This window comes from Pseudomonas baetica, assembly GCF_051216495.1.
Lineage (GTDB): Bacteria > Pseudomonadota > Gammaproteobacteria > Pseudomonadales > Pseudomonadaceae > Aquipseudomonas > Aquipseudomonas baetica_B.
Genome location: NZ_JBPKAM010000023.1, coordinates 44,395 through 68,821, shown reverse-complemented (window position 1 = coordinate 68,821; position 24,427 = coordinate 44,395). Strand labels below are relative to the sequence as shown.

Below are 24,427 nucleotides of genomic sequence, written 5' to 3'. Positions count from 1 at the left end.
CATGGAACCGCGATGGGCATACGCCCCTTACACCCCCACCCTCCCCCCCCCCCCCCCCCCTCACCCCCCCCCCCCCCCCCCCCCCCCCCCCCCCCCCCACAGGGGTTGTGTGGAGTATATGCCTGCCTTACTTTTCCTCTCCCGTCACCCGCACCGCCGTCTCGATCGCCCGCACGCTGATCGCCGCGAAGATCGCCGTCAGCAGCACACCATTGAACCCCAGCAATATCGCCAGAATCCGCGACAACGGTTGCTTGGGCACCAGCTCGCCATAGCCGATGGTCAATCCCGTTACGAAGCCAAAGTAGATGCCGTCAAACGGCTCCCAACCCTCCACATAACTGATGATCAAGCCCACCGTAACGATGACGATCACCATCGCGGAAAAGATCGGCCAGGTCAGTCGAAGGTAGTAGCCGACGGATTTGTAGAACTCTCGACGGATGTGTGACGCATGTGCGCGCTTCATGTCTTGGCTTCCTGAGCGATACGCGAATGGGCGTCCCATCAGCTTGGCACATTTCTGAACCAGGAAGGTGGACCAACGCCCGGAGCGGACGCATTGCCAGGGCTACTCGATCTGAATCGGCCCTTTCGTTCCGGCATCGCTGTCGGTCCAGAAATCCTCATTCTGTAACCGCCGATCACCCTGAATCGTGAAGCTGAGCTTGCCCTGGTGAAACTGCAGCGTGCCATCGGTGCGCTTGGCGCTGACTGGCTTGCCATTGACCCAGACTTGTTCCTTGGCATCGATGCGAATCGTGGCGACGGTCGCACCGGCATCGCTCTTGGCCACCCATTGCCCGGCATAGGGCGTCGGGGCGCTCTCATTGTCTGCGGCCGGGTTGGTGAAGCCGGCCTTGGCGTTTTCGGCCTTGCTCTTGTGGATATCGCAGCCCTGGGTCTCGCTGACTTGCGTGCAGCCGGATTGCTCGAGTTGTTGGCGGTACTTGTCGCTGATGGCGTACGCCGGGGCTTGTGCAGCGATGAAAATGGCCAGTGCCGGCAGAATGATTCTATTCACGTTCGCTCTCCTTCCCGAATACGTACAAGCAGCATGGAACATGCACTGTAGCCTGCATTGGCACATTTCGGCTCACAAGGTATGCGATGACCTGCGCTATCATCGCCCGCCTCTGTGCCCCAAGAGCTTGAACCCGGATGCCTGTAACGCTGCAATTGCCCGACGATCATCAAGTATTGCCCCCCGTGTTGGCCGGCCCGCTGTTGCGACGCCTTGAGCCCACGCGACTGGTGCTGTGGCTGGTGGGCTCCCGGGCGCTGGAGCTAACGCTGCGTTTGCAGGGCGTGGGCGATTTACGCCTCGATGCCGGGCAGTGCACGGTCATTGCGGTGGGCACGCATGCCTTTGTGCACCTGATCGATGTGACACTGGACAGCGCCCTGCCCTGCGATGAATTGATCGCCTACGACCTGTTGCTGGAGGACGGCACCGGTATCGCCGACTGGGCGCCGCATCTGTTGTACGGCGAGGCCCGTACGCCGAATTTCGTCCTGCGTTCACGCATCGATCAATTGCTCCACGGCTCCTGCCGCAAGCCTCATTACCCGGCCACTGACGGTTTGCTCTGTGTTGATAACGTGCTGGCGCAAGCACATGAAGCCGAAGATCGTCCGGCATTGCTGATGATGAGTGGTGATCAGGTCTACGCCGACGATGTCGCGGGCCCGATGCTACGGGCGATTCATGCGTTGATCGAGTGCCTGGGGTTGTTCGGCGAGCACCTGGAAGGCGCCGTGGTCAGCGACAGCGCCAAGCTCTACGAACACCCCGCCAGTTACTACCACCGCGCGGATTTGCTGCCGGCGCTGGAGAGCAACGAGACCCTGCGCGAGCGCTTTTTCGGCGGCGCACGCAAGCCGATTTTCACCAGCAGCAGCGCCGACAACCATCTGGTGACCTTCGCCGAAGTCATGGCCATGTACTTGCTGGTCTGGTCACCGGTGCCCTGGACCTTGATCCATCCACAACCACCGGCGCTGACACCGCAAAGGCGGGAGCGTTACGCGCTGGAACAGACGCGCATCGACGGCTTCAAGGCCGGCTTGGACAAGGTGGCGAGAGCGCTGGCGCACCTGCCGACGCTGATGATTTTTGACGATCACGACATTACCGATGACTGGAACCTGTCCGCGCAATGGGAGGAAACGGCCTACGGCCATCCGTTCTCCAAGCGCATCATCGGCAATGCGCTGTTGGCGTACATGCTGTGTCAGGGCTGGGGCAATAACCCGGATGCATTCGACGCCGTGCTGGAGAAAGCCGAGGGTTTCAGCTCGACCGGACACGACGGCTATCTCGACAGCGCCGTGCAGGATGCGTTGATTGATGAGCTGCTGAGGTTTCAGCGCTGGCATTACGTCCTGCCCACCACCCCGGCCATGGTCGTGCTCGACACCCGCACCCGGCGCTGGCGCAGCGAGATGAACCTCAAGCAGCCCTCGGGTTTGCTGGACTGGGAAGCCCTCAGCGAACTGCAACAGGAACTGCTGGATCACCCCTCGGCAATCATCGTGTCCCCGGCGCCGGTGTTCGGTGTGAAGCTGATCGAAACCGTGCAACGGGTCTTCAGCTGGTTCGGTTACCCGTTGCTGGTGGACGCGGAAAACTGGATGGCCCATCGCGGCGCGGCGCAGGTGATCCTGAACATTTTCCGACACTCGCGTACACCGGGCAGCTACGTGGTGTTATCGGGCGATGTGCATTATTCCTTCGTCTACGAAGTGCTGATTCGACATCGCAAAGCCGGGCCGCGCATCTGGCAGATCACCAGCAGCGGCATCAAAAACGAATTCCCGCCCAAGCTGCTTGAGTGGTTCGACCGCCTCAACCGTTGGTTGTACTCGCCCCGCTCGCCGCTGAACTGGCTGACCAAACGGCGCCGCATGCGCATCGTGCCGCACATCCCCGAGCATGCTGAAGCGGGCGAGCGGCTGTGGAATTCGGCAGGGATCGGGCAGGTGTTCTTTAATGAGAAAGGACAGCCGCGGGAGATCTTTCAGCACAATGCCAATGGTGCGCCGAAGACGCGGATGGTTGCACCGAAAGACGATGATTAAAACCAGTGGGAGCGAGCCTGCTCGCGAATGCTGCTTATCAGCGCCTACAGCAGTGACTGATACACCGCTTTCGCGAGCAGGCTCGCTCCCACAGGTTTGATCGGTGTCGCCCATGGATCTCACTCGAACCCTGATCATCGGCAATTCCGGCTCCGGCAAAAGCTGGCTGGCCAGCCGGATGAAGCGCCAGCTTCAGATCCCCTGGATCGACCTCGACCGGATCAACTGGCTGTCGGACGAACACAGCATTGCTCGTCCCCGCAACGAAGTGCTAGTGATTGCGCGCATCGCGGCCGATGAAGAGCGCTGGGTGATCGAGGGGGTTTACGGATGGATCGTCACTGAGCTACTACCCCGAGCGACGGCGTTGATCTGGCTGAGTGTTACCGATGAGGAGTGTGTCGCCAATATTCGCCAGCGCGAGGCGAAGCGGGACGAGCACGATGAGTTGTTGATCGCCTTGCTAGAGTGGGCCGGAAGCTACCGCACGCGTGACGACTCCAGTGGATTTGCAGCGCATCAACGGCTGTTCGACGCGTTTGGCGGTTCGAAACTTCAATTGATGTGCCGCACTGAAACCACTGCATTCATCACCCACCTGTAGGAGCGAGCCTGCTCGCGATGGACGCATGGGTGACACGGGCTGTCTGATGCCCCGCGTAACCGTTGACGTCCATCGCGAGCGAGCTCGCTCCTACAAAGGATGTATTTCAAGCGGCTGAAATCACCCGACTCACCCCTCTGACAATCATCTCCACCTCCCGCTCATCAATCGTAAGCGGCGGTAGCAAGCGGATGGTTTGCCCCCTCGTCACGTTGATCAGCAACCCGTGGTCCCGGGCGGCAATCAGGGACAGGTCACGGATCGGTTGTTTGAGTTCGATACCAATCATCAGGCCTTGCCCGCGAATGGCCAAGACGTTCGGGTGATCGGCCAGTTCCGTGCGTAATCTGTCGAGCAGCCGTTCGCCCTGGAGCCGGGCGTTTTCCCGCAGACCTTGTTCTTCGATGATCTCCAGCACGGTGCAAGCGACGCGACACGCCAATGGGTTACCGCCGAAGGTGCTACCGTGGCTGCCCGGCGTGAAGAGTTCGGCGGCCCGGCCGCGTGCCAGGCAGGCGCCGATGGGAATGCCGTTGCCCAAGCCTTTGGCCAGGGTCATGACGTCCGGCACGATGCCTTCATGCTGGCAGGCGAACCACTGACCGGTGCGGCCGATGCCGGTCTGGATTTCGTCGAGCATCAGCAACCAGCCGAACCGGTTGCACAGTTCACGCACGGCTTTCAGGTAGCCCGGTGGCGCCAGTTGCACGCCGCTTTCACCCTGGATCGGCTCCATCAGGATCGCCACGATGCGTGGCCAGTGAGCTTGTTGCACCCGCTCCAACGCCTTGAGGTCGCCAAACGGCACCTTGATGAAATCCCCCGGTAGTTGGTTGAACGCTAACCTGACGGCCGGGCCGTCGCTGGCGGACAAGGTGCCGAGGGTCCGCCCGTGAAAGGCGTTCTCCATGACCACCACCAGCGGTTGTTCGATGCCTTTGCGCCAGCCATGCAATCGCGCGATCTTCAGCGCCGTTTCGTTGGCCTCGGCGCCGGAATTGTTGAAAAACGCCCGGTCCATGCCGGAAAGATGAGTGAGCTTGTGCGCCAGCCGCTGCTGCCAGTCGATGCTGTAGAGGTTGGAGGTGTGCAGCAGCAAACCGGCCTGTTCGCTGATGGCGGCAACGATCTTCGGGTGGGAATGGCCGACATTGGTTACCGCCACCCCAGCCACCGCATCCAGGTACTCACGACCGGCACGGTCCCACAGTCGCGTGCCCAGGCCTTTCTCGAAGCTCAAGGCCAGCGGTTGGTAAGTGCTCATCAGGCAGGTGGCGGTCATGACATCAGGCTCCATCAATTGTCGGTGTTTTTGCAGTATGGTTAGCCACCTGAGCTGGATAAACTGCGCAAAACTTCGATCATTTTAAAGCCGGGCTTGATAATGGACCTATTCCAGGCAATGACCGTTTACGTAAGAGTCGTGGAGGCCGGCAGCATGACCGCCGCCGCGCAGCAGTGCGAAATGTCCACGACCATGGTCGGCAATCACCTGAAGGCGCTGGAGCAGCGGCTGGGCGTGCGCCTGATCAACCGTACGACACGGCGCCAACGCCTGACGGAATTTGGTAGCGCGTACTACCAGCGCTGCCTTGAAGTGCTGGGGCTAGTGGCGGATTCGGAGCGTCTGGCAGAGCAAACCCTCGACGAACCAAGCGGCACCCTGCGCATCACCGCGCCACTGACTTTCGGCACCGAACGCCTGGCGCCAGCGCTCAGTGAGTTCAGCCTGCAAAACCCACGGGTGAAACTGGACGTGGTGCTGACCAATCGACGCCCGGACCTGCTGGATCATGGCTTCGACGTGGCCTTCCGCCTGGGCGCACTCGAACCGTCCAACCTGATCGCCCGCCCGCTGATCGACTACACCCTGACCATGTGTGCCTCGAAGGCGTATCTGGCGCGACGCGGCACCCCGGAGAAACCGGAAGATCTGCAGCACCACGATTGTCTGGCGTTTGCCTATCCGGCAGGCGATGACTGGCAATCGGTGGCGCGGCAATGGCGCCTCAATGGCCCTGAAAGCGAGATCGTGGTGGCGGTCAGCGGTCCAATGGTGATCAACAGTTCGGCGGGCCTGCATCAAGCGGCACGCACCGGCATGGGCATCGTGATGGTGCCCGATGCGCTGGTGGAACAAGACCTCGAGGACGGCACGCTGGTGCCCCTGCTGCAGCGTTATCGATTGCCGAGCCGACCGATGCATCTGGTCTACGCCCAGGACCGCTACCGTCTGCCGAAACTGCGTCGTTTCGTCGACTTCGCCCTGGGGATGTGGGGTAAGCACTAGCCGGGCGAATACGCCATGCACTACTCTGCGTGACACATGATTTTGATATCAGAGCAGCAAGGAGAGCAGCGATGGGCGAGGCATCGAACATCGAACCATTGAAGTTCAATGTGTCGGACATGAATGACGGCATGCTGCACACCATCCTGGAATTGGTCAGCGACGGCATCTGGGACTGGAACGCCAACACCGGTTTCGTGTACCGCAACGCCCGCTGGTACGAAATGCTCGGCTATTCCCCGCACTCGCTGGATAACAGCGTGTTGACCTGGGAAAACATCATTCACCCCGAAGACTATCCACAGGTCATGGCCCGGTTTGATGATCACCTGAGCGAGCGCAGCCCGGTGTATCAAGCCGAGTATCGTTGCCGGACACAGGACGGCAGCTACATCTGGATCGAAGACCGCGGCCAGGTGCTGGCGCGCAATGCCGACGGTTCGGTGGCGCGCATGGTCGGCGCCCACCGCAGCATCGAAGACAAGCGGCGCCTGGTCGAAGAGCTCGAACGGCGCAATCAGTCCCTGGAAGCGTTGATTGATGAGCGCACTCAGGAACTGTCCCGGGTCAATCAGCAACTGCAACTTCAGCTCGAAGAAAACCGCAAACTGGCGCATACCGACGCACTGACATCCATTTCCAATCGGTATCGCCTGGAACAGGTGCTGCCCCAGGCGTGCGAGCGCGCCCAGCGTTTTCGCGAACCCCTGTCGCTGATCGCCATGGACATCGACGACTTCAAGAACATCAACGATCACTATGGCCACGCACTGGGCGATGCGGCGTTGGTGCATGTGGTCGACAACGTCAAACGCTTCGTGCGCGGCGGCGATCTGCTGGCCCGCTGGGGCGGCGACGAATTCATCATGATCCTGCCCAACACCCCACTGGCCGAGGCCAGGTCCCTCGCCGAGACCATTCGACATGGCCTGGTGGATTTACTGCCGGTGGGAGACTTCCAGGTGACCATGAGTTTCGGCGTGGTCCAGCGCTTTGATGAAGAGCAACAGACCGGCCTGATGGCCCGCGCCGATCAGGCCCTGTATCGGTCGAAGATCGCCGGCAAGAATGTGATCTCCGGATAGCGCCTTACATCCCCGTCTTCACCAACACTGGTTTTTCCTGATAGCGATCCGGGTACAGCTGTTTGAGCGCCGCCACCTTCGGCAAATCGTTGATCACGATGTAAGGATGGTTCGGATGCTCGGTCAGAAAGTCCTGATGCTCCTCCTCTGCCGGGTAGAAGCCGTTGTAGCTTTCAAGCTTGGTCACAATCGGTTTGTCGAACGAACGGGCCGCGCCGAGCTGGGCGATGTAGGCCTGTGCCACCCGCTGCTGTTCGCTGCTCTTGGTGAACAGGGCCGAGCGATACTGGGTGCCGGTGTCCGGTCCCTGCCGATTGAGTTCGGTCGGGTTATGGGCCACCGAAAAGTAGATCTGCAGCAAGGTGCCGTAGCTGACCTGGCTCGGGTCGAATGTCACTTCCACGGACTCCGCATGACCGGTATTACCACCGCTGACACGCTCGTATTGCGCGGTATTGGCTGCACCGCCCGCATAGCCGGAGACGGCATTTTTCACGCCTTTGACATGCTGGAACACCCCTTGAACGCCCCAGAAGCAACCACCGGCGAAGACTGCGGTTTCACTGCGGGCCTGGGTGATTTCGTCGAGGGTCGGTGGCGGGATGATCACCGCTTCTTCAGCGCCGCCGAAAGAGAACGCCGCGCATTGGCCGATGACACCGGCGGCAGCCAGCGCCAATACCGTGCGCCAGGTGAATAATCGTTTCATGGGACGGGCTCCTGAATAGTCTTGAGGATCAGATCGACCTTGGTTCGAATTTCATCGCCAGGCCATTCATGCAGTAGCGCAGCCCGGTGGGTTTCGGCCCGTCATCGAAGACATGCCCCAAATGGCCGCCGCAACGCCGACAGTGCACCTCTTCGCGCGTCATCCCGAAAGAACGGTCCTGGCGCGTGGCCACGGCCTTGTCCAGCGGCGCCCAGAAACTCGGCCAACCGGTGCGGCTGTCGAACTTGGTCGTCGAGGAAAACAGTGGCAGATCGCAACCGGCACAGACGAAGGTGCCTTCACGGTGCTCGTTGTTCAGTGGGCTACTGTAGGCTCGCTCGGTGCCTTCCTCTCGAAGGATTTGGTACTGCTCGTCACTGAGGATGGCATGCCATTCGCTGTCGGTATGGGTCACTTCGAACACCTCTGCTGCATCGGCTTCGCTAATCAACGCCGTTTGAGCGGTAAACTTCGGCAATACGCCAAGGGCCAGGGCTGCAACGCCCAATCCGCCGCTTGCTACAAGAAATTGTCGTCTTGAGAACATGGTCGTCTCCGAAAGTCCTGAAGGCCTGTCATGGAACTCAGCCTAAGCTTGGGCTGATCGCCAAATCCTCACGGGAAGTTAAACAATTCGTGATAACTCGGGCGCAGAAAACACCGCACAATGCGTCATGACAAACCCTGTGGGAGCGAGCCTGCTCGCGATTACGATTGCACAGCCACCATCACCGTTGACTGAGATGATGCTATCGCGAGCAGGCTCGCTCCCACAGTTTTTGCACCATAGCCGAGCGGTATTGAGCTCTTTGGCCGAAGGATGAGTAGATGGAACAGAGCAAACGCGTCCTAGTGGTCGAGGACGACCTGCACATCGCCGACCTGATCTGCCTGCATCTGCGCGATGAGCAGTTCGAGGTGGTGCACTGTGCCGATGGCACTGAAGGCATGCGCCTGTTGCAGCAAGGAAGCTGGGATGCGCTGATTCTCGATTTGATGCTGCCGGGCGTCGATGGCCTGGAAATCTGCCGGCGTGCCCGCGCCATGGCCCGCTACACCCCGATCATCATCACCAGTGCCCGCTCCAGCGAAGTGCACCGGATTCTCGGCCTCGAACTGGGTGCCGACGACTACCTGGCCAAGCCGTTTTCCATGCTCGAACTGGTGGCCCGGGTCAAAGCCCTGCTGCGCCGGGTCGACGCCATGGCACGCAACCTGAAGATGGACGCCGGCAGCCTGAACATCGACGGCCTGGCCATCGACCCGATCACCCGCGAAGTGGCCCTCGACGGTCGACGCCTGGACCTGACGCCACGGGAGTTCGACCTGCTGTACTTCTTCGCCCGCCAGCCGGGCAAGGTGTTTTCGCGCATGGACCTGCTCAACGCCGTCTGGGGCTACAGCCACGAAGGCTACGAACACACCGTCAATACCCACATCAATCGCCTGCGCTCGAAAATCGAGGCCGACCCGGCGCAACCGGCGCGCATCCTCACGGTGTGGGGTCGCGGTTACAAATTCGCCTCCAATGAGGAGCCACAGCCATGAGGTTGACCCTCACACAACGCCTGTCGCTGGTGTTCGCCGTGCTGTTGCTGGTGTGCTGCGGCACCTCGGCGTGGCTGCAGGTGCGCTCCAACCAGATGCATGAGCAGGAAGTGGTGCAAGGGTTGTCCCGGGATCTGGCGCAACACATTGCCCGCGACACGGTGCTGATGGACACCCAGGGGCTGATGCCCGATGCCGTGCGCGATCTGTTCAGCAAGCTGATGCAGGTCAACCCCAGCGTCGAGGTGTACCTGCTGGACACCGAAGGCAAGATCGTCGGCAGCGCCGCGCCCGAGGGCCGGATACACCGGCAACAGGTCGATCTGGCACCGATCCAGCGCCTGCTCGATGGCGATGCCCTGCCGATACTTGGCGACGACCCGCGCAGCGTCGATGCGCGCAAGGTGTTCAGCGCCGCGCCGCTGAAGGTCAATGGCAAGCCCGCGGGTTATCTCTACGTGGTGCTGCTGGGTGAGGATCACGACCGCCTTGCCGAACGCGGGGCCACCAGCGCCGCCCTCAACACCGCCCTGCTGTCCATCGGTCTGGTGGCGTTGTTGTGTCTGATTGCCGGTCTCACCGCGTTTGCCCTGATCACGCGGCCGCTGCGACGCCTGACCGATACCGTGAGCCGCTTCGACATTGACGGCGTCCCGGTCACGCCACCGACAACCGCGCCGCTGGAAAAAAACGGCAGCTTTGATGAAATCGCCATCCTCGACGCCACGTTCCGACAGATGCAGGCGCGCCTCGGTGAACAGTGGCGCTCGTTGACCCGCCAGGACCAGGAACGCCGCGAACTGGTGGCGAACATTTCCCACGACCTGCGCACGCCGCTGGCCTCGCTGCACGGTTATCTGGAAACGCTGTCACTCAAGGACGCCACGCTGTCCCCCGCCGACCGCCGCCGCTACCTGGGCATCGCGCTGGATCAAAGCCGCAAGGTCGGCGGTCTGGCGCAGTCATTGCTGGAACTGGTACGCCTGGAGCACGGCTTCGTGCAGCCGGTGCTGGAGCGTTTTTCCCTGACCGATCTGGCCCAGGACATTTTCCAGAAATTCGAACTCACCTCTGAGTCGCGGCAGGTCGAACTCAAGGCCACTTTTGCCCCCAATGTGTCGGTGGCATGCGCCGACCTGGGGTTGATCGAACGGGTGCTGACCAATCTGTTCGACAACGCCCTGCGTCATACGCCGCAAGGGGGAGAAATCGAACTGAGCCTGCGCCCCCAAGGTGCCTTTATCGAAGTCACCGTCAGTGATACAGGGCCGGGCATCGCACCGGAACTGCGCGAAGGGTTGTTCCTGCGGCCGTTCAACATTGGCGGTGCGCGGCGCGATGGTGGGTTGGGGTTGAGGATTGTGCATCGCATCCTGCAGCTGCACGGGCGGGAGATTCAGTTGATCGATGTGCCGGGGCGCGGGGCGACGTTTCGTTTCTCGCTGGCGGTGGATGAAGCGACGGCATCGGCATTGGCCGTGCGTTCGATGAACCTCAATACACCGGGACAAGCCTGATAGACCGTGGCGCGTCCTTCGCGGGCAAGCCCGCTCCCACAGTGTTTTTTGGTGTTCGCAGTTTTTGCGTACACCCACTGACCCTGTGGGAGCGGGCTTGCTCGCGATGGGGCCAGTCAATTCATTAAAGGGCCTGGATCAATCCCGATACCCCGGCGCCACCCGCTCCAGCATTCGCAGCAATGCAGTCCAGGCCAGTTGCATCGCATCCGGGTCGGCCAGCTCGCCTTCTTCCAGCGGTCGTCCTGGGTCATTGAACTGGCGCTCGGTGTGTTCACACACTTCTACTGGTGGCAACACCAACTCCCCCGCCGCTTGCGCCGCCAACTGAATGTCGCAGGCCTTTTCCAGGTAATACATGCGCATGAAGGCCTGGCCAACCGTCTCGCCGACCGTCAGCAAGCCATGGTTACGCAGCATCAACACCGGCTTGTCGCCCATGTCCGCCACCAGGCGCTGCTGCTCGCTCATGTCCAGTGCCACGCCTTCGTAGTCGTGGTAAGCAACCCGCCCGTAGAACTCCATGGAAATCTGGTTCACCGGCAGCAACCCGCACTTCAATGCGGCCACCGCGCAGCCGGATTTGGTGTGGGTGTGCAGCACGCACTGGGCGTCTTCACGGGCGGCGTGAATCGCGCTGTGGATCACGAAACCGGCGGGATTGACCGGATACGGCGACGGTTCGACCGCCTCCCCGTTCAGGTCGATTTTCACCAGATTGGACGCCGTGATCTCATCGAACATCAGCCCGTAAGGGTTGATCAGAAAATGATGTTCCGGCCCCGACAAGCGCACCGAGATGTGGGTGAAGATCAGGTCGGTCATGCGGAAATGCGCAATCAATCGATAGCAGGCCGCCAGTTCTTCGCGCAAACGTTGTTCAACTGGATTCATGCCCCGGTCACCTCTTTCACGATGCAAGCCTCCAGGCCTTGTCCCAATGCTTCCCAGTTCTCGAAACCACGGCGAGCGATAAACACCAACCGCGTCGTGCTGCCCTGGGCCTCATCGGCGGCCGGCGAAAACTGACTGCGGGTACCGACGTGTTGCAGCCAATGCGCCTTGCCACCCTGGGCCAGTACCACCAATCCCTTGACCCGAAACACATCGCTCGGCAGTGCCTGCAACCAGGCCCGTAGGCCCTCGACGCTTAGCGCCTCGGTGCTCTGCCACAACCAGCTACTGAACATCTCACTGTGATCACCGTCGGACACCCTCGTCAGCGGCTTCTGCGCCCGCGGTTCCAGCTCCAGATCGGTGTCCAGCCACAGCGCATCGGGCAACTGCGCCTGCACGCTTTCGTGGATGCGCGTGCGCAGGCCCAGGGCGTTGCGCAGCGCCTGCAACTGCGGCTCGTCGACCAGGTCGGTTTTGTTCAGCAGCAACAAATCGGCAGCCGCCACCTGCGCCCGGGCCAGCCGTGCGTATTCGCCTTCGAGTTGCAGATGGCGGGTGGCATCGACCACGGTGATCACCATGTCCAGTTGCATCTGGCTGCGCAGTTGCGGGTAAGCCAGGGTCTGCACGATGCGTTGCGGGTCGGACACGCCGCTGCACTCGATGACGATGCGCTCCAGCCGTGGCTGCAACTGCGCCATTGTGGTGAGCTGCGCCAGCAAATCCTCTTGCACGGTGCAGCAGATGCAGCCGTTTTGCAGGCTGTACACCGCGTCGGTCACTTCCGAGACGATGGCCGCGTCGATGTTCAGCTCGCCAAAATCGTTGACGATCACCGCCAGTCGGCTGCCCTCCGCACGGCGCACCATGCGGTTGAGCAAGGTGGTTTTACCGGCGCCGAGAAATCCCGAGACGACGGTCACGGCGATGCGTGGCGTGCTCATTGATCCTTACCCTCCAGCATCGGTGGTTCACCCTGCCAGACCGCCTTGAGCCCCGACGCTTCGAGGGTCGAATGGCGGTCGTAGACCAGTTGCCCTTCGACGAAGGTCAGCAGCACCTTGGTCTGGTGGATGTAATTGCGCGCAGGCTCGGCGAACAGGTCGCGGTCGATGACGATCAGATCCGCCGACTTGCCGACTTCCAGGCTGCCGGTGGTGTTTTCCAGGCCCATGGCCACGGCGCCGTTACGGGTGATCACGCTCAGCGCCTGTTCAAGGCTGATCGGCTCGCCGAAGCACGCCGGGTCGTCGTTCCACGGATTCTGCCGGGTGACCATGGTTTCCAGCGCCAGCCACGGGTCGATGGACGCCACCGGCCAGTCGGTACCCATCACCGCCGTGCCACCCGCTTCCAGCACGCCTTTGAAGTCATAGATGCGCTTGAGGCGTTCCTGGCCATAGCCCGAACGCGCACCGCTGGCGAATGGCGTTGGATACCACGCGGCCGGGGAAAACTCGGCGATGACGTTAAGTTCCTTGAAGCGCGGCAGGTTGCCCGGATGCAGCAAGGTGCTGTGGGCGCACTGGTGGCGCACACCGCTGAATCCATTGCGACGACGGGCTTCGGCCACGGCATCGAGGAACACGTCCGAGGCGCCGTCACCGGTGCAGTGGGCGATCACACGGATGCCCTTGCGGTCCATGTCTACCACCATGTCGGTGATGTGTTCCGGGGTCAGGTTGAGCTTGCCGCGCCAGCTCTTCTCTTCTGGCCATGGGGTCAGCAGGTACGAAGATTTCGGCTCGACCGTGCCGTCGAAGTGAAATTTCACCGCGTTGGCGCTCAGGCGTGCGCTGCGGTAGTAGTGACGCTCGCCGGCCAGCAGCTCCCAACGACGACGCACCGGGAAGATATCGTCCTGCCAACTGATCGCCGCTTCGATGCGCACGGTCAGCTCACCGCTGTCGTCCAGTTCCTTCAAGGCTTGCAGGCGCTGTTCGCAGACGTGCACGTACTTGCTCGCCGTCACGCCACGGGAGCTCTGGAAATGCACGCCATCGCGATAGGCACGGCGCAACACGCTGACCGGCGTCGGCGGCATCGCGGCGTGGATCATCGCGTAGGCACCGTCGATCATCAGGCCGGTGGGTTCGCCGGTCAGTTCGTCACGCTCGAAATAACCATTGCGCGGGTCGGACGTGTGACGGTCGATGCCGGCCAGTTCCAGGGCCTTGGAGTTGACCATCATGGTGCCCCACATGCGGTCCAGCAGCGCCACCGGACGGTCCGGCATGACGCTGTCGAGCCAGGCGCGGCCCGGGGTCAGGCCGGCTTCGCGGAAGGTGTAGCGCACCCAGTACTGGCCGTAGATCCAGCCATCGCCAGGATGGCTGTCGGCATAGGCGAGGATGCTTTCGCGCAGTTGTTCGGGCGTCGGGTCTTCGATGCCCACGTCCAGGTCGTCGGCGTAGCGCGGTGCCAGGGCAAGGTCGGGATGAGTGTGCATGTCATGCAGGCCCGGCATGCAGAACGCGCCTTGCAGATCATGCTCCACGGTGTTCGGCCCTTTGAACGCTTGAAGCGCGTCCAGGCTGGCGACACCGATCAACTTGCCGTCACGGATCGCCACGGCCTCGGCCCACGGGTTGGCCGGATCCTGGGTATAGATGCGACCGTTGGCGAGGATCAGATCGGCGTAGCGACCTTGCGTGGAATGGGTCGAGGAAAAGTTGTCGGACTCAGCCATGTAAGCCACCTTCGAGTTCAGGGCAGTTGAAAGGTCCCTCGCGCTTTGCGCTGTTCGGAACCTGAATTTTTTGTTGTTCTAACGAGCAGAGCTCAATCCTTAAGGAAATCCGCGGCATCCAGCTCGATCATCACCGGCTCGCTGTTGCTGCCTAACCGGCCGAGCAGATCACGCAAACCGGCATGATCGCCCGCCCGGTGATGAGCGACGTGGCAGCTTTGTGCGAGGGCCGCGAAATCAGGGGTGAGGATGTCCACACCGAGCAACGGCACCGCTCGGGCATTCATGTAATCGCGGATTTCGGCGTAGCTGGTGTTGTTCCACAGCAGCAGGATCACGCCAGCGCTGGCCTCTTTGGCGGCGATCAGTTCGGCGCTGGAAAACTGCAAACCACCATCGCCCACCAACGCCACCACCGGGCGCTGCGGCCGGGCCAGTTTGGCGCCGATGGCAGCGGGCAAACCGTAGCCGAGGGTGCCGTAGCCGCTGCCGGCGTTGAACCAGCTGTTGGGTGTTGGGGCCCGGTAACCCAGCGCGCCTTGGTACACCGGTTGGGTTGAGTCGCCGACGATCAGCGGCTGCGGCAAGGCGTCGCGAACCGTATCGAGCAGCGCCTGCAGGCGGCTTTGCTTCGCGCTCCAGCCAGCGTGTTCGACCGCGTTGACTCGCGTGACCTGCTCACTCGCCCACTCGGGATCGGCCTGACGTTGCGGCAGGCGCGCCAGCAGTGCACGCAAACCTTGCTCGGCATCTCCCAGCAAACCCACGGCGGCGGTTTGCACGCCCAGCACCTGCAATGGATCGATGTCGAGACGAATCAACGGCGCCTTGAACGCCAGGGGCCCAAGGCCAAAAAAGTCGTAGTCGGTTTCACCCAGTTCCGTGCCGATGGCCAGCACTACATCGGCCTCGGCGAACAGTTCGCGACCGTGGGCCGACGACTGTACGCCATCAAGCAGCAACGGATGCTCCGGCGCCAGCAAGCCGCGGGCGTTGGTGGTCAACGCCACCGGTGCCTGCAAGCGTTCGGCGAGCAAGGTCAGGGCCTCACTGGAGCGACGGGCACCGCCGCCGGCCAGGATCAATGGGCGTTTGGCGCGGTTGATCAACGCGATGGCCGCATCGATGGCCTCGGGTGCCGGAGCCGGCGCGGCCGGTAATGGACGTGGGCTCAAGTCCAGACCGTCGGCGGACATCTCCAGCACATCCAGCGGAATCTCGATATGCACCGGGCGTGGTCGCGTACAGCCAAACAGGGCAAAGGCCCGCGCCAGCGCTTCCGGCAATTGATTCGGGTGCTGCACGGTGTGACTGAAGGCACAGACGCCGGCGACCATGGCGCGCTGATCAGGCAGTTCATGCAGGTGACCATGGCCCAAACGCAGGTGTTCGCGGCGGTTGCAGGTGGAGATCACCAGCATCGGCACCGAGTCCGCATAGGCCTGGCCCATGGCGGTGAGGATATTGGTCATGCCGGGGCCGGTGATGATGAAACACACGCCGGGTTTGCCACTGGCACGGGCGTAACCGTCGGCCATGAACCCGGCACCCTGTTCATGGCGCGGGCTGACGTGCGTGAGGCGACTGCCGTGCAAGCCACGGTAAAGCTCGACGGTGTGCACGCCGGGAATGCCGAAGACGTGTTCAACGCCATAGCCTTCCAGCAACTGAACAAGCGCCTGGGCACACGTGGTCATGCAGCACCTCTTTGCAGATGGGCCAACCGGCCCGATGACAAGTGGGGCTAGTATTGTTGAATCAACCGATACAACAATCGATTTTTTTTGGCCTGACTGTTCGATTTACGTCACCATACGTAAGATCAAACACAACCTTGTGGCGAGGGAGCTTGCTCCCGTTGGGTCGCGCAGCGGCCCCATTTGCATCGCTCGTCGAGCTTTGCGCCTGCTGCGCAGTCGAGCGGGAGCAAGCTCCCTCGCCACAGGGACTGCGTTCGAACCGAACTGTCTTTTCCAACCTTTAAGCGGAATGAGTTATGCGTTTTCCCTCGATGACAGCCCTTCGCGCCCTGGACGCGGTTGCCCGACTGGGCAGCGTCTCGGTCGCGGCCCGTGAACTGAACCTGACCCGCAGCGCCATCAGCCACCAGATCAGCAAGCTCGAGGAATGCGTGGGCTTCCCGCTCACCGAGCGTATTGGCCGGGGTATCGGCCTGACGTATCAGGGCGAACGCTATGCGCGAGAAGTGCACGGGATCTTGTTGAACCTGCTCGACGCCGGTCAGCTGATCGACGACCAGGAAATCTCCGGTCGGCTGTGCGTCAGTTGCGCGCCGGGGTTTGCCACCTATTGGTTGTGCCACCACATTGGTGCGTTTTTGCGCCAGTACCCGCAGGTGCAGTTACAGCTGATTTCGCCGCGCACACCGGACGACATCAACAACCCCAACGCAGACCTGTTCATCGCCTATGGCATCGGCGACTGGCCAGAAATGAATGTTGAAGAAATCGTCGCATTGCGCTTCTTCCCGGTGTGCAGCCCGCGGCTGATCAACGCCCTGAGCGGCTTGAAGAATCCGCAGGAGCTGAGCAACTTCCCGTTGCTGCACATGACCGACTATTCGGACTGGCGCGTCTGGCTGACCGCTGCCGGGGCTTCGGGGGTCAACGCAGTGAGCGGCATTTTGTTCTCCGATGCGCATTGCGCGCAGTCGGCGTGCATTGCCGGCCAGGGCATCGCGATCGGCGACAACCTGATCAGCGGCGATGCGCTGTCCAAGGGCCTGCTGGTGCGTCCGTTCGACATCACCATCGACCTGCACCGCGGCTACTACCTGGCCGCCGACCCGCAAAAGGCCGAGCGCCCGGTGGTGCAGGCGTTCAGCAGTTGGGTCAAGACCCAACTACAGTCATCCCACCAAACCTGGCAGGACACCCTCTGACACCTCAAAACCTGTAGGAGCGAGCTTGCTCGCGAAAAACGCTGGGCCACCGCGGGGAGCCAGGATTCGCGCGTTTTCGTTGACGACCATCGCGAGCAGAGCTCGCTCCTACAGGGTGGCGTTTAACCATTGGAAATTGAGTAATAAAACTAACCAATACCTGCAAAATAATTCCATTGATGTAGCGATATTTTTAACAATAATAAGCCCAAAGCCCGTTTCGGATTTGCATCCGTCCTCGTACGTCAGATGGGCAATAAAAAGAGGAACCAGATAGTGTCCAGCCGTTCAGCGATTCAGCTCAGCGCACAAGGTATCAGCCAGTATTACGGTCGTTTCGCGGCGCTGGATAACGTCGATCTCGACGTTCGCCAAGGCGAATTTCTTACCCTGCTGGGCCCCTCCGGCTCGGGCAAAACCACCTTGCTGATGATCCTGGCCGGCTTCCTCAGCCCGACGGCGGGCAAGTTGATGGAGCAAGGCGTCGACATCATCAGGCGCCCAGCCGAGCAACGGAACTTCGGCATGGTGTTCCAGGGTTATGCGTTGTTCCCGCACATGACCGTCGCCGACAACGTCGCCTATCCGCTGCGCATCCGCAAAGTGCCGGTGGAAGAACGTAATCGCCGGGTCAAGCACATCCTCGAGGTGGTCGGTCTTGGTGCACACATGCACAAGAAGCCCGCCGAAATGTCCGGTGGCCAGCAGCAGCGCGTAGCGATTGCCCGGGCGCTGGTGTTCGAACCGGAACTGCTGTTGCTCGACGAGCCGCTGTCGGCGCTGGACAAAAACCTGCGCGAACAACTGCAAACCGAGTTGCAACGCATCCACCGTCAAGTTGGCACCAGCTTCGTGTTCGTCACCCACGATCAGAACGAAGCCCTGGCGCTGTCCTCGCGCATCGCGATTTTCAACCACGGCAAGCTGACCCAGGTCGACACCCCGGAAAACATCTACAACCGCCCGGAGAGCCGTTTCGTTGCCGAGTTCCTCGGCAAGATGAACCTGTTCCCGCTCGACAGCCTGACACGCAACGGCCCGACCGCCAGCGGCCGCTGCGGCACCAGCGTGCTGCACGCCGTCGCCCCGACCGCCCTGGGCAAAGAGCCGATCGTGCTGGCGGTGCGTCCCGAGCACATGGAATTGCACAGCGAGTGCCCGACCCGCGATGGCTACAACGTGATGCCCGCCCAGCTCACCGACAAGGTCTACCAGGGCTCCAGCACCCATCTGGCGCTCAAGGTCGGTGGCGATACCTTGCCGATCAACCTGTCCGTACACGGCAATCATCCTGGCGCCTCAATGCCCAGCGGCGCGCCGGTATGGCTGAGCTGGCCGGTACAGCAAAGCTTCCTGCTGCCGGCCTGAAGCCCTGAACAACTTGCCTCACAAAGCGCTCTTCCAATGACAACAAAAAGGCCGGTGTCCAATGAGGCACCCGCCGCTTGAGGACTTGCCCCCATGCGCCAGGATCATCAACAAGACTGCATCGAAGTGCTTATCGAAAAGGCCCGCGACGGCCAGATCAACCGTCGCACCTTCATCCAGGCCATGGGTTTGCTGGCGGCAGTGCCATTGGCACTGCGCAGCGGCATCAGCTGGTCGGCGGACAAGCCGATGGTCGTGGTCAACTGGGGTGGCGACGCCCTGAACGCCTTCAAATCGGCGTGGACCGACACCTTCACCAAGAACACCGGCATCCAGGTGCGCATCGACGGCGCCGGCCCCACCGAGGGCGCGATCCGCTCGCAATTGGCCAGCGGCCAACCGAGCTGGGACGTGGTCGATGTCGAGAGCTACAGCGCCATCGTGCTGGGCCGGGAAAAGATCCTGCAACCGCTGGACTACAACGTGATCAAGCGCGATCAGGTGGCCCCGGCGCTGGCCTCCGATTTCGGCATCGCCAGCTACCAGTTCAGCTACGTGATGGCGTGGGACAGTGGCAAGTTCGGCGACAACGGTCCGAAAACCTGGGCGGACTTCTGGGACGTGAAGAAATTCCCAGGCAAGCGCACGCTGTACAAATGGATGAACGGGATGCTCGAAGCGGCGCTGTTGGCCGACGGCGTACCGGCCGACCAGCTCTACCCGCTGGACGTGCCACGGGCTATGAAGAAGATCGACGAGATCAAGCCCCACGTGCTGTCGTTCTGGAGTTCGGGCGCCGAGAGCCAGCAGCTGATGGTCGATGGCGAAGTGTCGGTGGGCGCGATCTGGCACACCCGCGCCAAGCTGCTCAGCGAAGACACTGACAACCGTGTGCGCTGGAGTTTCGACAACGGCTTCATCAACTCCAGCAGCTGGGCCGTGCTGCAAGGCAACCCGGCGGGCACCCAACCGACCATGCAGTTCATCCAGCAGGCGTTGCAGCCGGAAGGCCAGCTCAAGCTCTTTGAATTGCTGGGTAATGGCCCGTCGAACAGTGCCACCGAGAAGCTGATGTCGGCCAAACAGCTGGAAGCCAACTGCGCCTCCGAAGAAAACCTGAAAAAACAGATCGCCCTCAATGCCCAGTGGTACGCCGACAACTATTCCAAAGCCTTGGAAGAGTATCTGACGCGGCTGTCCAAGTGAGCCATCGATCATGACCATGACAATGACTTCCACCTTAAGCAAACCCAAGCACCGATTCAGTTCGGCGGGCCTGGAGCGCGGCTTGCTGCTGTTTCCGCTGCCGGTGTTGCTGCTGGTGTTCTACGTATTGCCGTTCCTCGGCGTGGTCGGCTGGAGCTTCACGCTGCCGACCCCCGGCATCGAGCAGTACCAACGCATCGCCACGGACCCTGCGATTATCGAAATGCTCTGGCGCACCCTGCGCCTGTGCCTGACGGTGAGTTTGCTGGCCCTGGTGATCGGTTATCTGCTGGCGTACTGCTGGGTGTTCAGCCCGCCGTTCTGGCAGCGTGTGGTGGAGATCTGCATCTTCATTCCGTTCTGGATTTCCGTGCTGGTGCGGGCCTTCGGCTGGCTGATCGCCCTGCGCAGCAACGGCGTGCTCAATAACGGCTTGATGGGCATGGGCCTGATCGATCAGCCGCTGCAACTGAGCCGCAACGAAATCGGCGTGGTCATCGGCATGCTCCACGTGATGATCCCATACGCGGTGTTCCCGCTGCTGTCGACCATGCGTCAACTGGATGCTCGCGTGCTCATGGCCTCTCGCGGCCTGGGCGCCGGCGCGTTGCGGACCTTCTGGCAAGTGCTGCTGCCGCAGACCCTGCCGGGCATGCTCGGCGCCTTCATCATGGTGTTCGTGTTCTGCCTGGGCTTCTTCATCACCCCGGTGCTGTTGGGCGGCGGGCAAACGGTGATGATCGCCGAGTACGTGTTCCTGCAAATGTTCCAGACCAGCAACTGGGGCCTGGGGGCTGCATTGAGCGTGGTGCTGTTGCTCCTGGTCAGCGCATTGATCTGGGTGCTGCTGAAAATGACCCGCGTGAACCGATTGGTAGGCTGAGACAACTATGAATACTCATCGCACAAGTCTGAGCACCCGGCTGCTGGCCGTGGTCGCCATGGCTTTCATGCTGTTCCCGCTACTGACGGTCATTCCGGTGTCGTTCACCAGCAAACGCTTCCTGTCGATGCCCGAAGGCAACTGGTCGCTGCGTCACTACGAAGCGCTGGTCAGCAACCCTGACTGGTTCCATGCCATCAGCCAGAGCCTGACCATCGCCTTCGCCACCAGCGTGATCGCCACCTTGCTGGCAGCCAGCTTCAGCCTCGGCATCTGGTACATGCGCTCGAAACTGGCCACGGCGCTGATTGGCCTGGTGCTGCTGCCGATGGCGATTCCGCCGGTGATTTCCGCGCTGGTGCTGTACTTCATGGAAACCAAACTCGGTCGCCTGGCACCGGGCATGGGCTACGACACCCTGACCGGCGTGGTGATCGCCCACGTGATCATGGTCGTACCCTACGGCGTGGTGACCATGCTGGTTGCCCTGAGCCAGATTGACCGACGCATCGAACTGGCCTCGCGCAACCTCGGCGCCAGCCTGATGCAGACCACCTTCATGGTGATCCTGCCCAACCTGAAACTGGGCCTGGCCTCTACCGCGCTGCTGAGTTTCGCGCTGTCGTGGGAAGAGGTCGCGGTGACACTGTTCATCACCAGCGTCGACGTCGACACCCTGCCAAAACGCATCTGGAGCGGCCTGCGCGACAACGTCGACCCGAGTGTCGCGGCGATTTCGGTGTTGTTGATCTCGCTGACGCTGCTGGTGCTGATCGGGCGGTTGGTGGTTCAGCATCTGGCGGATAAGCGGGCGCAGAAGCTGCAGCACTCCTGATCAGGTCTCAACACAAAGCCCCGCTTCGTCATGAACGCGGGGCTTTTTTTGCACACCGAAAACCTGTAGGAGCGAGCATGCTCGCGATGGTCGTCAACGATGACGCTGGCAACCTGACACCCCGCGTTGTTCTTTCGTCCATCGCGAGCATGCTCGCTCCTACAGAAAGGCAAAATCTTGACCGGCGGCCAGCCGGGTCGTGACATTGCCGCCCCGGTCCAATAGATTAGTCGGCCCGAAAAAGCCCCTACGCTTTTTCCCCCTATTCAAGCTCAACGAAGTAGTGAAATTTCAATGTCCGATTCCAACACCGCTGAAACCATCGTCACCCTGTCGTCCAAAGCGGAATACGAAAACTCCATCAATCTTTCACAACACGTACCCCAGGCGAAAACCATCAGCGAGATGGTGCTGGACGCCTTTCAATCCAGCCGCGAAAGCGACCAGATCCGCGAGCTGCGCGCCGCGATCCGCCAGGCGCATGACAGCTTCGACGATGACAAGGCCTATGAACTGATGGGTCAGCTCAAGCAACTCAAGGATGCCGAAGCGGCCGACACCGCCGCCCTGGAAGACTTGAGCAGCAAGTTCTCCATTGGCCGTATTCTCTCCAGTTTCAAGGACGACCCGGCGTTTCAGGAAATCGTTTACGGTTTGGCGCTGAAGGTGCTGAACCAGACGCACCAGGCGATCAGCAATCCGGGCGGCGGCAAGAGCAAGGCGGCGCGTGCCAAGAAAGAAGCCGAAGTGTTCACCATCAGCAAGGACGGCATCAGCGTCACCCTGCCCCTGCGCACACCGCGTTCGCGCCTGAACGTTGACCGCGAAGCCCTGGAGTTCCTCGGGTTTAGCTTTGTTGGCGAAGGCGAAGAAGCCGAGCTTGAAAGCGAAACCTTCCTGGACAACAGCGGCGCCGAACAAGCCGTCAACCGCAAGAACATCATCACCGCGCTGCAACAGCAGACGGCGTTTGATGGGTACAGCATTGCGGCTCAATAACAGACTGCACGCCAAATTGTGGCGAGCGAGCTTGCTCGCGTTGGGCTGCGAAGCGGCCCCAAAAATCTGACGGCTATTACCGATTTTTGTGAGTGCTACGCACTCAAGCGGGAGCAAGCTCCCTCGCCACTAATTTCTCCGAAGCACCCAACATCGAGCCCCGCCCAGCGCGGGGCTTTTTTATTGCCTGCGATTCGGGCAAATCGGCGATTAATCTTCCAGTATCGACGGCAGTACTTCCCTTCACCCAACAGCACCACGGGTCAGCCTGCTCTGAATGAAGTTGGGGAGCGCCTACTCACTTTCCAGCCAATGACCTCAGTGGTGCGACTGCCGAGGTCATCATGAACAGCACTCCGCTCTACCGTCAGCTGGCCAACCACTACCTGGACGCCATCCGCAGCGGCACCCTGAAAGCCGGCGAGCGCTTTCCTTCCATTCGGCTGATGATGGAGAAACATGCGGTCAGCCTGTCGACCGCCGTGCAGGTCTGTCGGGAGCTGGAGGACCATGGCGTGCTGGAGGCCCGACCGCGTTCGGGCAACTACATTCGTCAGCCCGACACACCAGCCAAACCTGTCTTGATTGCCCCGCCGCCACCATTGGATAACGGGGTCTACGCGGGCCTTCACGAGCAGGTGTCATCGGTGCTCAAGGCCAGTCAGCGTGCAGCGATCAAGGTCAATCTCGCCAGCGCCTACTGTGCGCCGCAGCTGTACCCGCTCAAGACCTTGCAGGACAACATGATCAAGGCACTGCGTCAGGATCCGCATCTGCTCGATGCGGCGATGCCGACCTGCGGCAACCTCGCCCTGCGCAACATCCTTGCCCGCCGAGCGCTGACCAGCAAAACCCATCTGAGCGCCGAACGCATCGTGATCACCAACGGGGCGACCGAGGCGATCAATCTGGCGTTGCGCGCGGTGACTTGTCCGGGCGATACCGTGGCTGTGGAGTCGCCGACCTTCTACGGTTTGCTGCAGATTCTCGAAAGCCTGAACCTGCGGGTACTGGAGATCCCGGCCTCGATCCACAGCGGTATCAACCTGCAGGCTCTCGAACAATTGCTGCAAGGTCCGGGACGGATCAAGGCGCTGATCGTCATGCCCAACCTGCACAACCCCTTGGGCAGCATCATGCCCGACGCCAACAAGGCACAACTGGTGCAACTGTGTGCCGACCACGACACCGTGCTGATCGAGGACGATACCTACGGCGACCTGGTGGACACCGAGCAACCCTTGTCCACGCTCAAGCACTGGGACCGCAACGACAGCCTGATCTACTGTGCGTCGCTGAACAAAACCCTGGCGCCGGGCATGCGCCTGGGCTGGATCAGCGCCGGCAAATGGCACGAACGCGTGGAAATGCTCAAGCACACCCAGTCCCGTGGCTGCGAAGCCTTGTCGCAACTGGCGGTCAGCGCGTTCATGGGCACACCGTCCTACGAACGTTACCTACGGCGCTTGAGGAACACCCTGACGCAACAGCGCCTGCAGATGAGCGCCGCGATCTTGCACCACTTTCCCCAAGGCACACGCGTCAACCATCCCCAGGGCGGGACGTTGTTGTGGGTGGAGTTGCCCCGTGAACATTCGTCCATGGCCCTTTTCCACGACGCCCTAAAAGCCGGCATTCTGATCTCGCCTGGGGATATCTTTTCCAATGCCAAGCGCTTTGATCATTGTGTGCGGATTGGGTGCGGGGCGCCGTATTCGCCTCGTATCGACGAGGCGCTGCGAACCCTTGGCCAAATCCTCAAACACCAAAGCTGACCCCATTCCCTGTAGGAGCGAGCTTGCTCGCGATGGACG

At 61.3% G+C, this 24,427-nt stretch carries 22 protein-coding genes; 13 read left to right on the top strand and 9 right to left on the bottom strand.

Annotated features, from left to right (window positions below; translation table 11 throughout):
* Positions 1-127 precede the first annotated feature (127 nt).
* Both ACSFE6_RS11315 and ACSFE6_RS11310 read right to left on the bottom strand, forming a co-directional pair.
* On the bottom strand, positions 128-469 hold the full coding sequence (locus ACSFE6_RS11315) for a potassium channel family protein (protein WP_435427670.1): 342 nt from the start codon (positions 467-469) through the stop codon (positions 128-130).
* A 102-nt stretch (positions 470-571) separates the two neighbouring features.
* Entirely contained in the window at positions 572-1,024 is a 453-nt protein-coding gene (locus ACSFE6_RS11310) for a hypothetical protein (RefSeq protein ID WP_435427669.1), read from the bottom strand.
* 137 nt (positions 1,025-1,161) lie between these two features.
* Here ACSFE6_RS11310 and ACSFE6_RS11305 point away from each other — a divergent pair, with 137 nt between their 5' ends.
* Both ACSFE6_RS11305 and ACSFE6_RS11300 read left to right on the top strand, forming a co-directional pair.
* Positions 1,162-3,081 (top strand): alkaline phosphatase D family protein, encoded by a 1,920-nt coding sequence (locus tag ACSFE6_RS11305; protein WP_435427668.1) that lies wholly within the window; start codon positions 1,162-1,164, stop codon positions 3,079-3,081.
* 112 nt (positions 3,082-3,193) lie between these two features.
* Complete coding sequence (locus ACSFE6_RS11300; protein ID WP_435427667.1) at positions 3,194-3,685, top strand: adenylate kinase; 492 nt, start codon at positions 3,194-3,196, stop codon at positions 3,683-3,685.
* Positions 3,686-3,791: 106 nt separating this feature from the next.
* Here ACSFE6_RS11300 and ACSFE6_RS11295 read toward each other — a convergent pair whose 3' ends face one another.
* A complete protein-coding gene (locus ACSFE6_RS11295; RefSeq protein ID WP_435427666.1) occupies positions 3,792-4,967 on the bottom strand; it encodes an aspartate aminotransferase family protein in 1,176 nt (391 codons plus the stop codon).
* A gap of 102 nt (positions 4,968-5,069) precedes the next feature.
* Here ACSFE6_RS11295 and ACSFE6_RS11290 point away from each other — a divergent pair, with 102 nt between their 5' ends.
* Positions 5,070-5,975 carry a LysR family transcriptional regulator gene (locus ACSFE6_RS11290; protein ID WP_435427665.1) on the top strand — a complete coding sequence of 302 codons (906 nt, stop codon included), beginning with the start codon at positions 5,070-5,072 and terminating at the stop codon, positions 5,973-5,975.
* 71 nt (positions 5,976-6,046) lie between these two features.
* A complete protein-coding gene (locus ACSFE6_RS11285) occupies positions 6,047-7,060 on the top strand; it encodes a sensor domain-containing diguanylate cyclase (protein ID WP_435427664.1) in 1,014 nt (337 codons plus the stop codon).
* 4 nt (positions 7,061-7,064) lie between these two features.
* Here ACSFE6_RS11285 and msrA read toward each other — a convergent pair whose 3' ends face one another.
* Together msrA and msrB are read right to left on the bottom strand one after the other, a co-directional pair.
* A complete protein-coding gene (gene msrA / locus ACSFE6_RS11280; RefSeq protein WP_435427663.1) occupies positions 7,065-7,769 on the bottom strand; it encodes a peptide-methionine (S)-S-oxide reductase MsrA in 705 nt (234 codons plus the stop codon).
* Positions 7,770-7,797: 28 nt separating this feature from the next.
* On the bottom strand, positions 7,798-8,316 hold the full coding sequence (msrB, locus tag ACSFE6_RS11275; protein WP_435427662.1) for a peptide-methionine (R)-S-oxide reductase MsrB: 519 nt from the start codon (positions 8,314-8,316) through the stop codon (positions 7,798-7,800).
* A gap of 281 nt (positions 8,317-8,597) precedes the next feature.
* On the opposite strand from msrB, the gene ACSFE6_RS11270 reads away from it, so the two are divergent.
* Positions 8,598-9,317 carry a response regulator transcription factor gene (locus ACSFE6_RS11270; RefSeq protein WP_435427661.1) on the top strand — a complete coding sequence of 240 codons (720 nt, stop codon included), beginning with the start codon at positions 8,598-8,600 and terminating at the stop codon, positions 9,315-9,317.
* Positions 9,314-10,834 carry a sensor histidine kinase gene (locus tag ACSFE6_RS11265; RefSeq protein WP_435427660.1) on the top strand — a complete coding sequence of 507 codons (1,521 nt, stop codon included), beginning with the start codon at positions 9,314-9,316 and terminating at the stop codon, positions 10,832-10,834. Before ACSFE6_RS11270 ends, ACSFE6_RS11265 begins: the two co-directional genes overlap by 4 nt.
* 138 nt (positions 10,835-10,972) lie before the next feature.
* Here the strand turns inward: ACSFE6_RS11265 and ACSFE6_RS11260 are convergent, their stop codons facing one another.
* The 4 genes from ACSFE6_RS11260 to ACSFE6_RS11245 form a co-directional block, all read right to left on the bottom strand.
* Complete coding sequence (locus ACSFE6_RS11260) at positions 10,973-11,728, bottom strand: class II aldolase/adducin family protein (RefSeq protein WP_435427659.1); 756 nt, start codon at positions 11,726-11,728, stop codon at positions 10,973-10,975.
* Positions 11,725-12,675: a CobW family GTP-binding protein gene (locus ACSFE6_RS11255; RefSeq protein WP_435427658.1), complete on the bottom strand. Its 951-nt coding sequence runs from the start codon at positions 12,673-12,675 to the stop codon at positions 11,725-11,727. The genes ACSFE6_RS11260 and ACSFE6_RS11255 overlap by 4 nt, the downstream gene beginning before the upstream one ends.
* The gene (locus ACSFE6_RS11250) at positions 12,672-14,420 is read right to left on the bottom strand and encodes an amidohydrolase (protein ID WP_435427657.1); all 1,749 of its coding nucleotides are present in this window, start codon (positions 14,418-14,420) and stop codon (positions 12,672-12,674) included. The genes ACSFE6_RS11255 and ACSFE6_RS11250 overlap by 4 nt, the downstream gene beginning before the upstream one ends.
* 92 nt (positions 14,421-14,512) lie before the next feature.
* Entirely contained in the window at positions 14,513-16,117 is a 1,605-nt protein-coding gene (locus ACSFE6_RS11245; RefSeq protein WP_435427656.1) for a 5-guanidino-2-oxopentanoate decarboxylase, read from the bottom strand.
* A 299-nt stretch (positions 16,118-16,416) separates the two neighbouring features.
* Here ACSFE6_RS11245 and ACSFE6_RS11240 point away from each other — a divergent pair, with 299 nt between their 5' ends.
* The 7 genes from ACSFE6_RS11240 (at position 16,417) to ACSFE6_RS11210 (ending at position 24,388) form a co-directional block, all read left to right on the top strand.
* Positions 16,417-17,322 carry a LysR substrate-binding domain-containing protein gene (locus ACSFE6_RS11240; RefSeq protein WP_435427655.1) on the top strand — a complete coding sequence of 302 codons (906 nt, stop codon included), beginning with the start codon at positions 16,417-16,419 and terminating at the stop codon, positions 17,320-17,322.
* A gap of 276 nt (positions 17,323-17,598) precedes the next feature.
* The gene (locus ACSFE6_RS11235; RefSeq protein WP_435427654.1) at positions 17,599-18,690 is read left to right on the top strand and encodes an ABC transporter ATP-binding protein; all 1,092 of its coding nucleotides are present in this window, start codon (positions 17,599-17,601) and stop codon (positions 18,688-18,690) included.
* A 93-nt stretch (positions 18,691-18,783) separates the two neighbouring features.
* Complete coding sequence (locus ACSFE6_RS11230; RefSeq protein WP_435427653.1) at positions 18,784-19,896, top strand: ABC transporter substrate-binding protein; 1,113 nt, start codon at positions 18,784-18,786, stop codon at positions 19,894-19,896.
* 10 nt (positions 19,897-19,906) lie between these two features.
* Positions 19,907-20,779: an ABC transporter permease gene (locus ACSFE6_RS11225; protein ID WP_435427652.1), complete on the top strand. Its 873-nt coding sequence runs from the start codon at positions 19,907-19,909 to the stop codon at positions 20,777-20,779.
* A gap of 7 nt (positions 20,780-20,786) precedes the next feature.
* Positions 20,787-21,614, top strand: a complete 828-nt coding sequence (locus tag ACSFE6_RS11220) for an ABC transporter permease (protein ID WP_435427651.1) — start codon at positions 20,787-20,789, stop codon at positions 21,612-21,614.
* A gap of 294 nt (positions 21,615-21,908) precedes the next feature.
* Entirely contained in the window at positions 21,909-22,613 is a 705-nt protein-coding gene (locus ACSFE6_RS11215) for a hypothetical protein (RefSeq protein WP_435427650.1), read from the top strand.
* Between the two features lie 344 nt (positions 22,614-22,957).
* A complete protein-coding gene (locus ACSFE6_RS11210) occupies positions 22,958-24,388 on the top strand; it encodes a PLP-dependent aminotransferase family protein (RefSeq protein ID WP_435427649.1) in 1,431 nt (476 codons plus the stop codon).
* Positions 24,389-24,427: the final 39 nt, after the last annotated feature.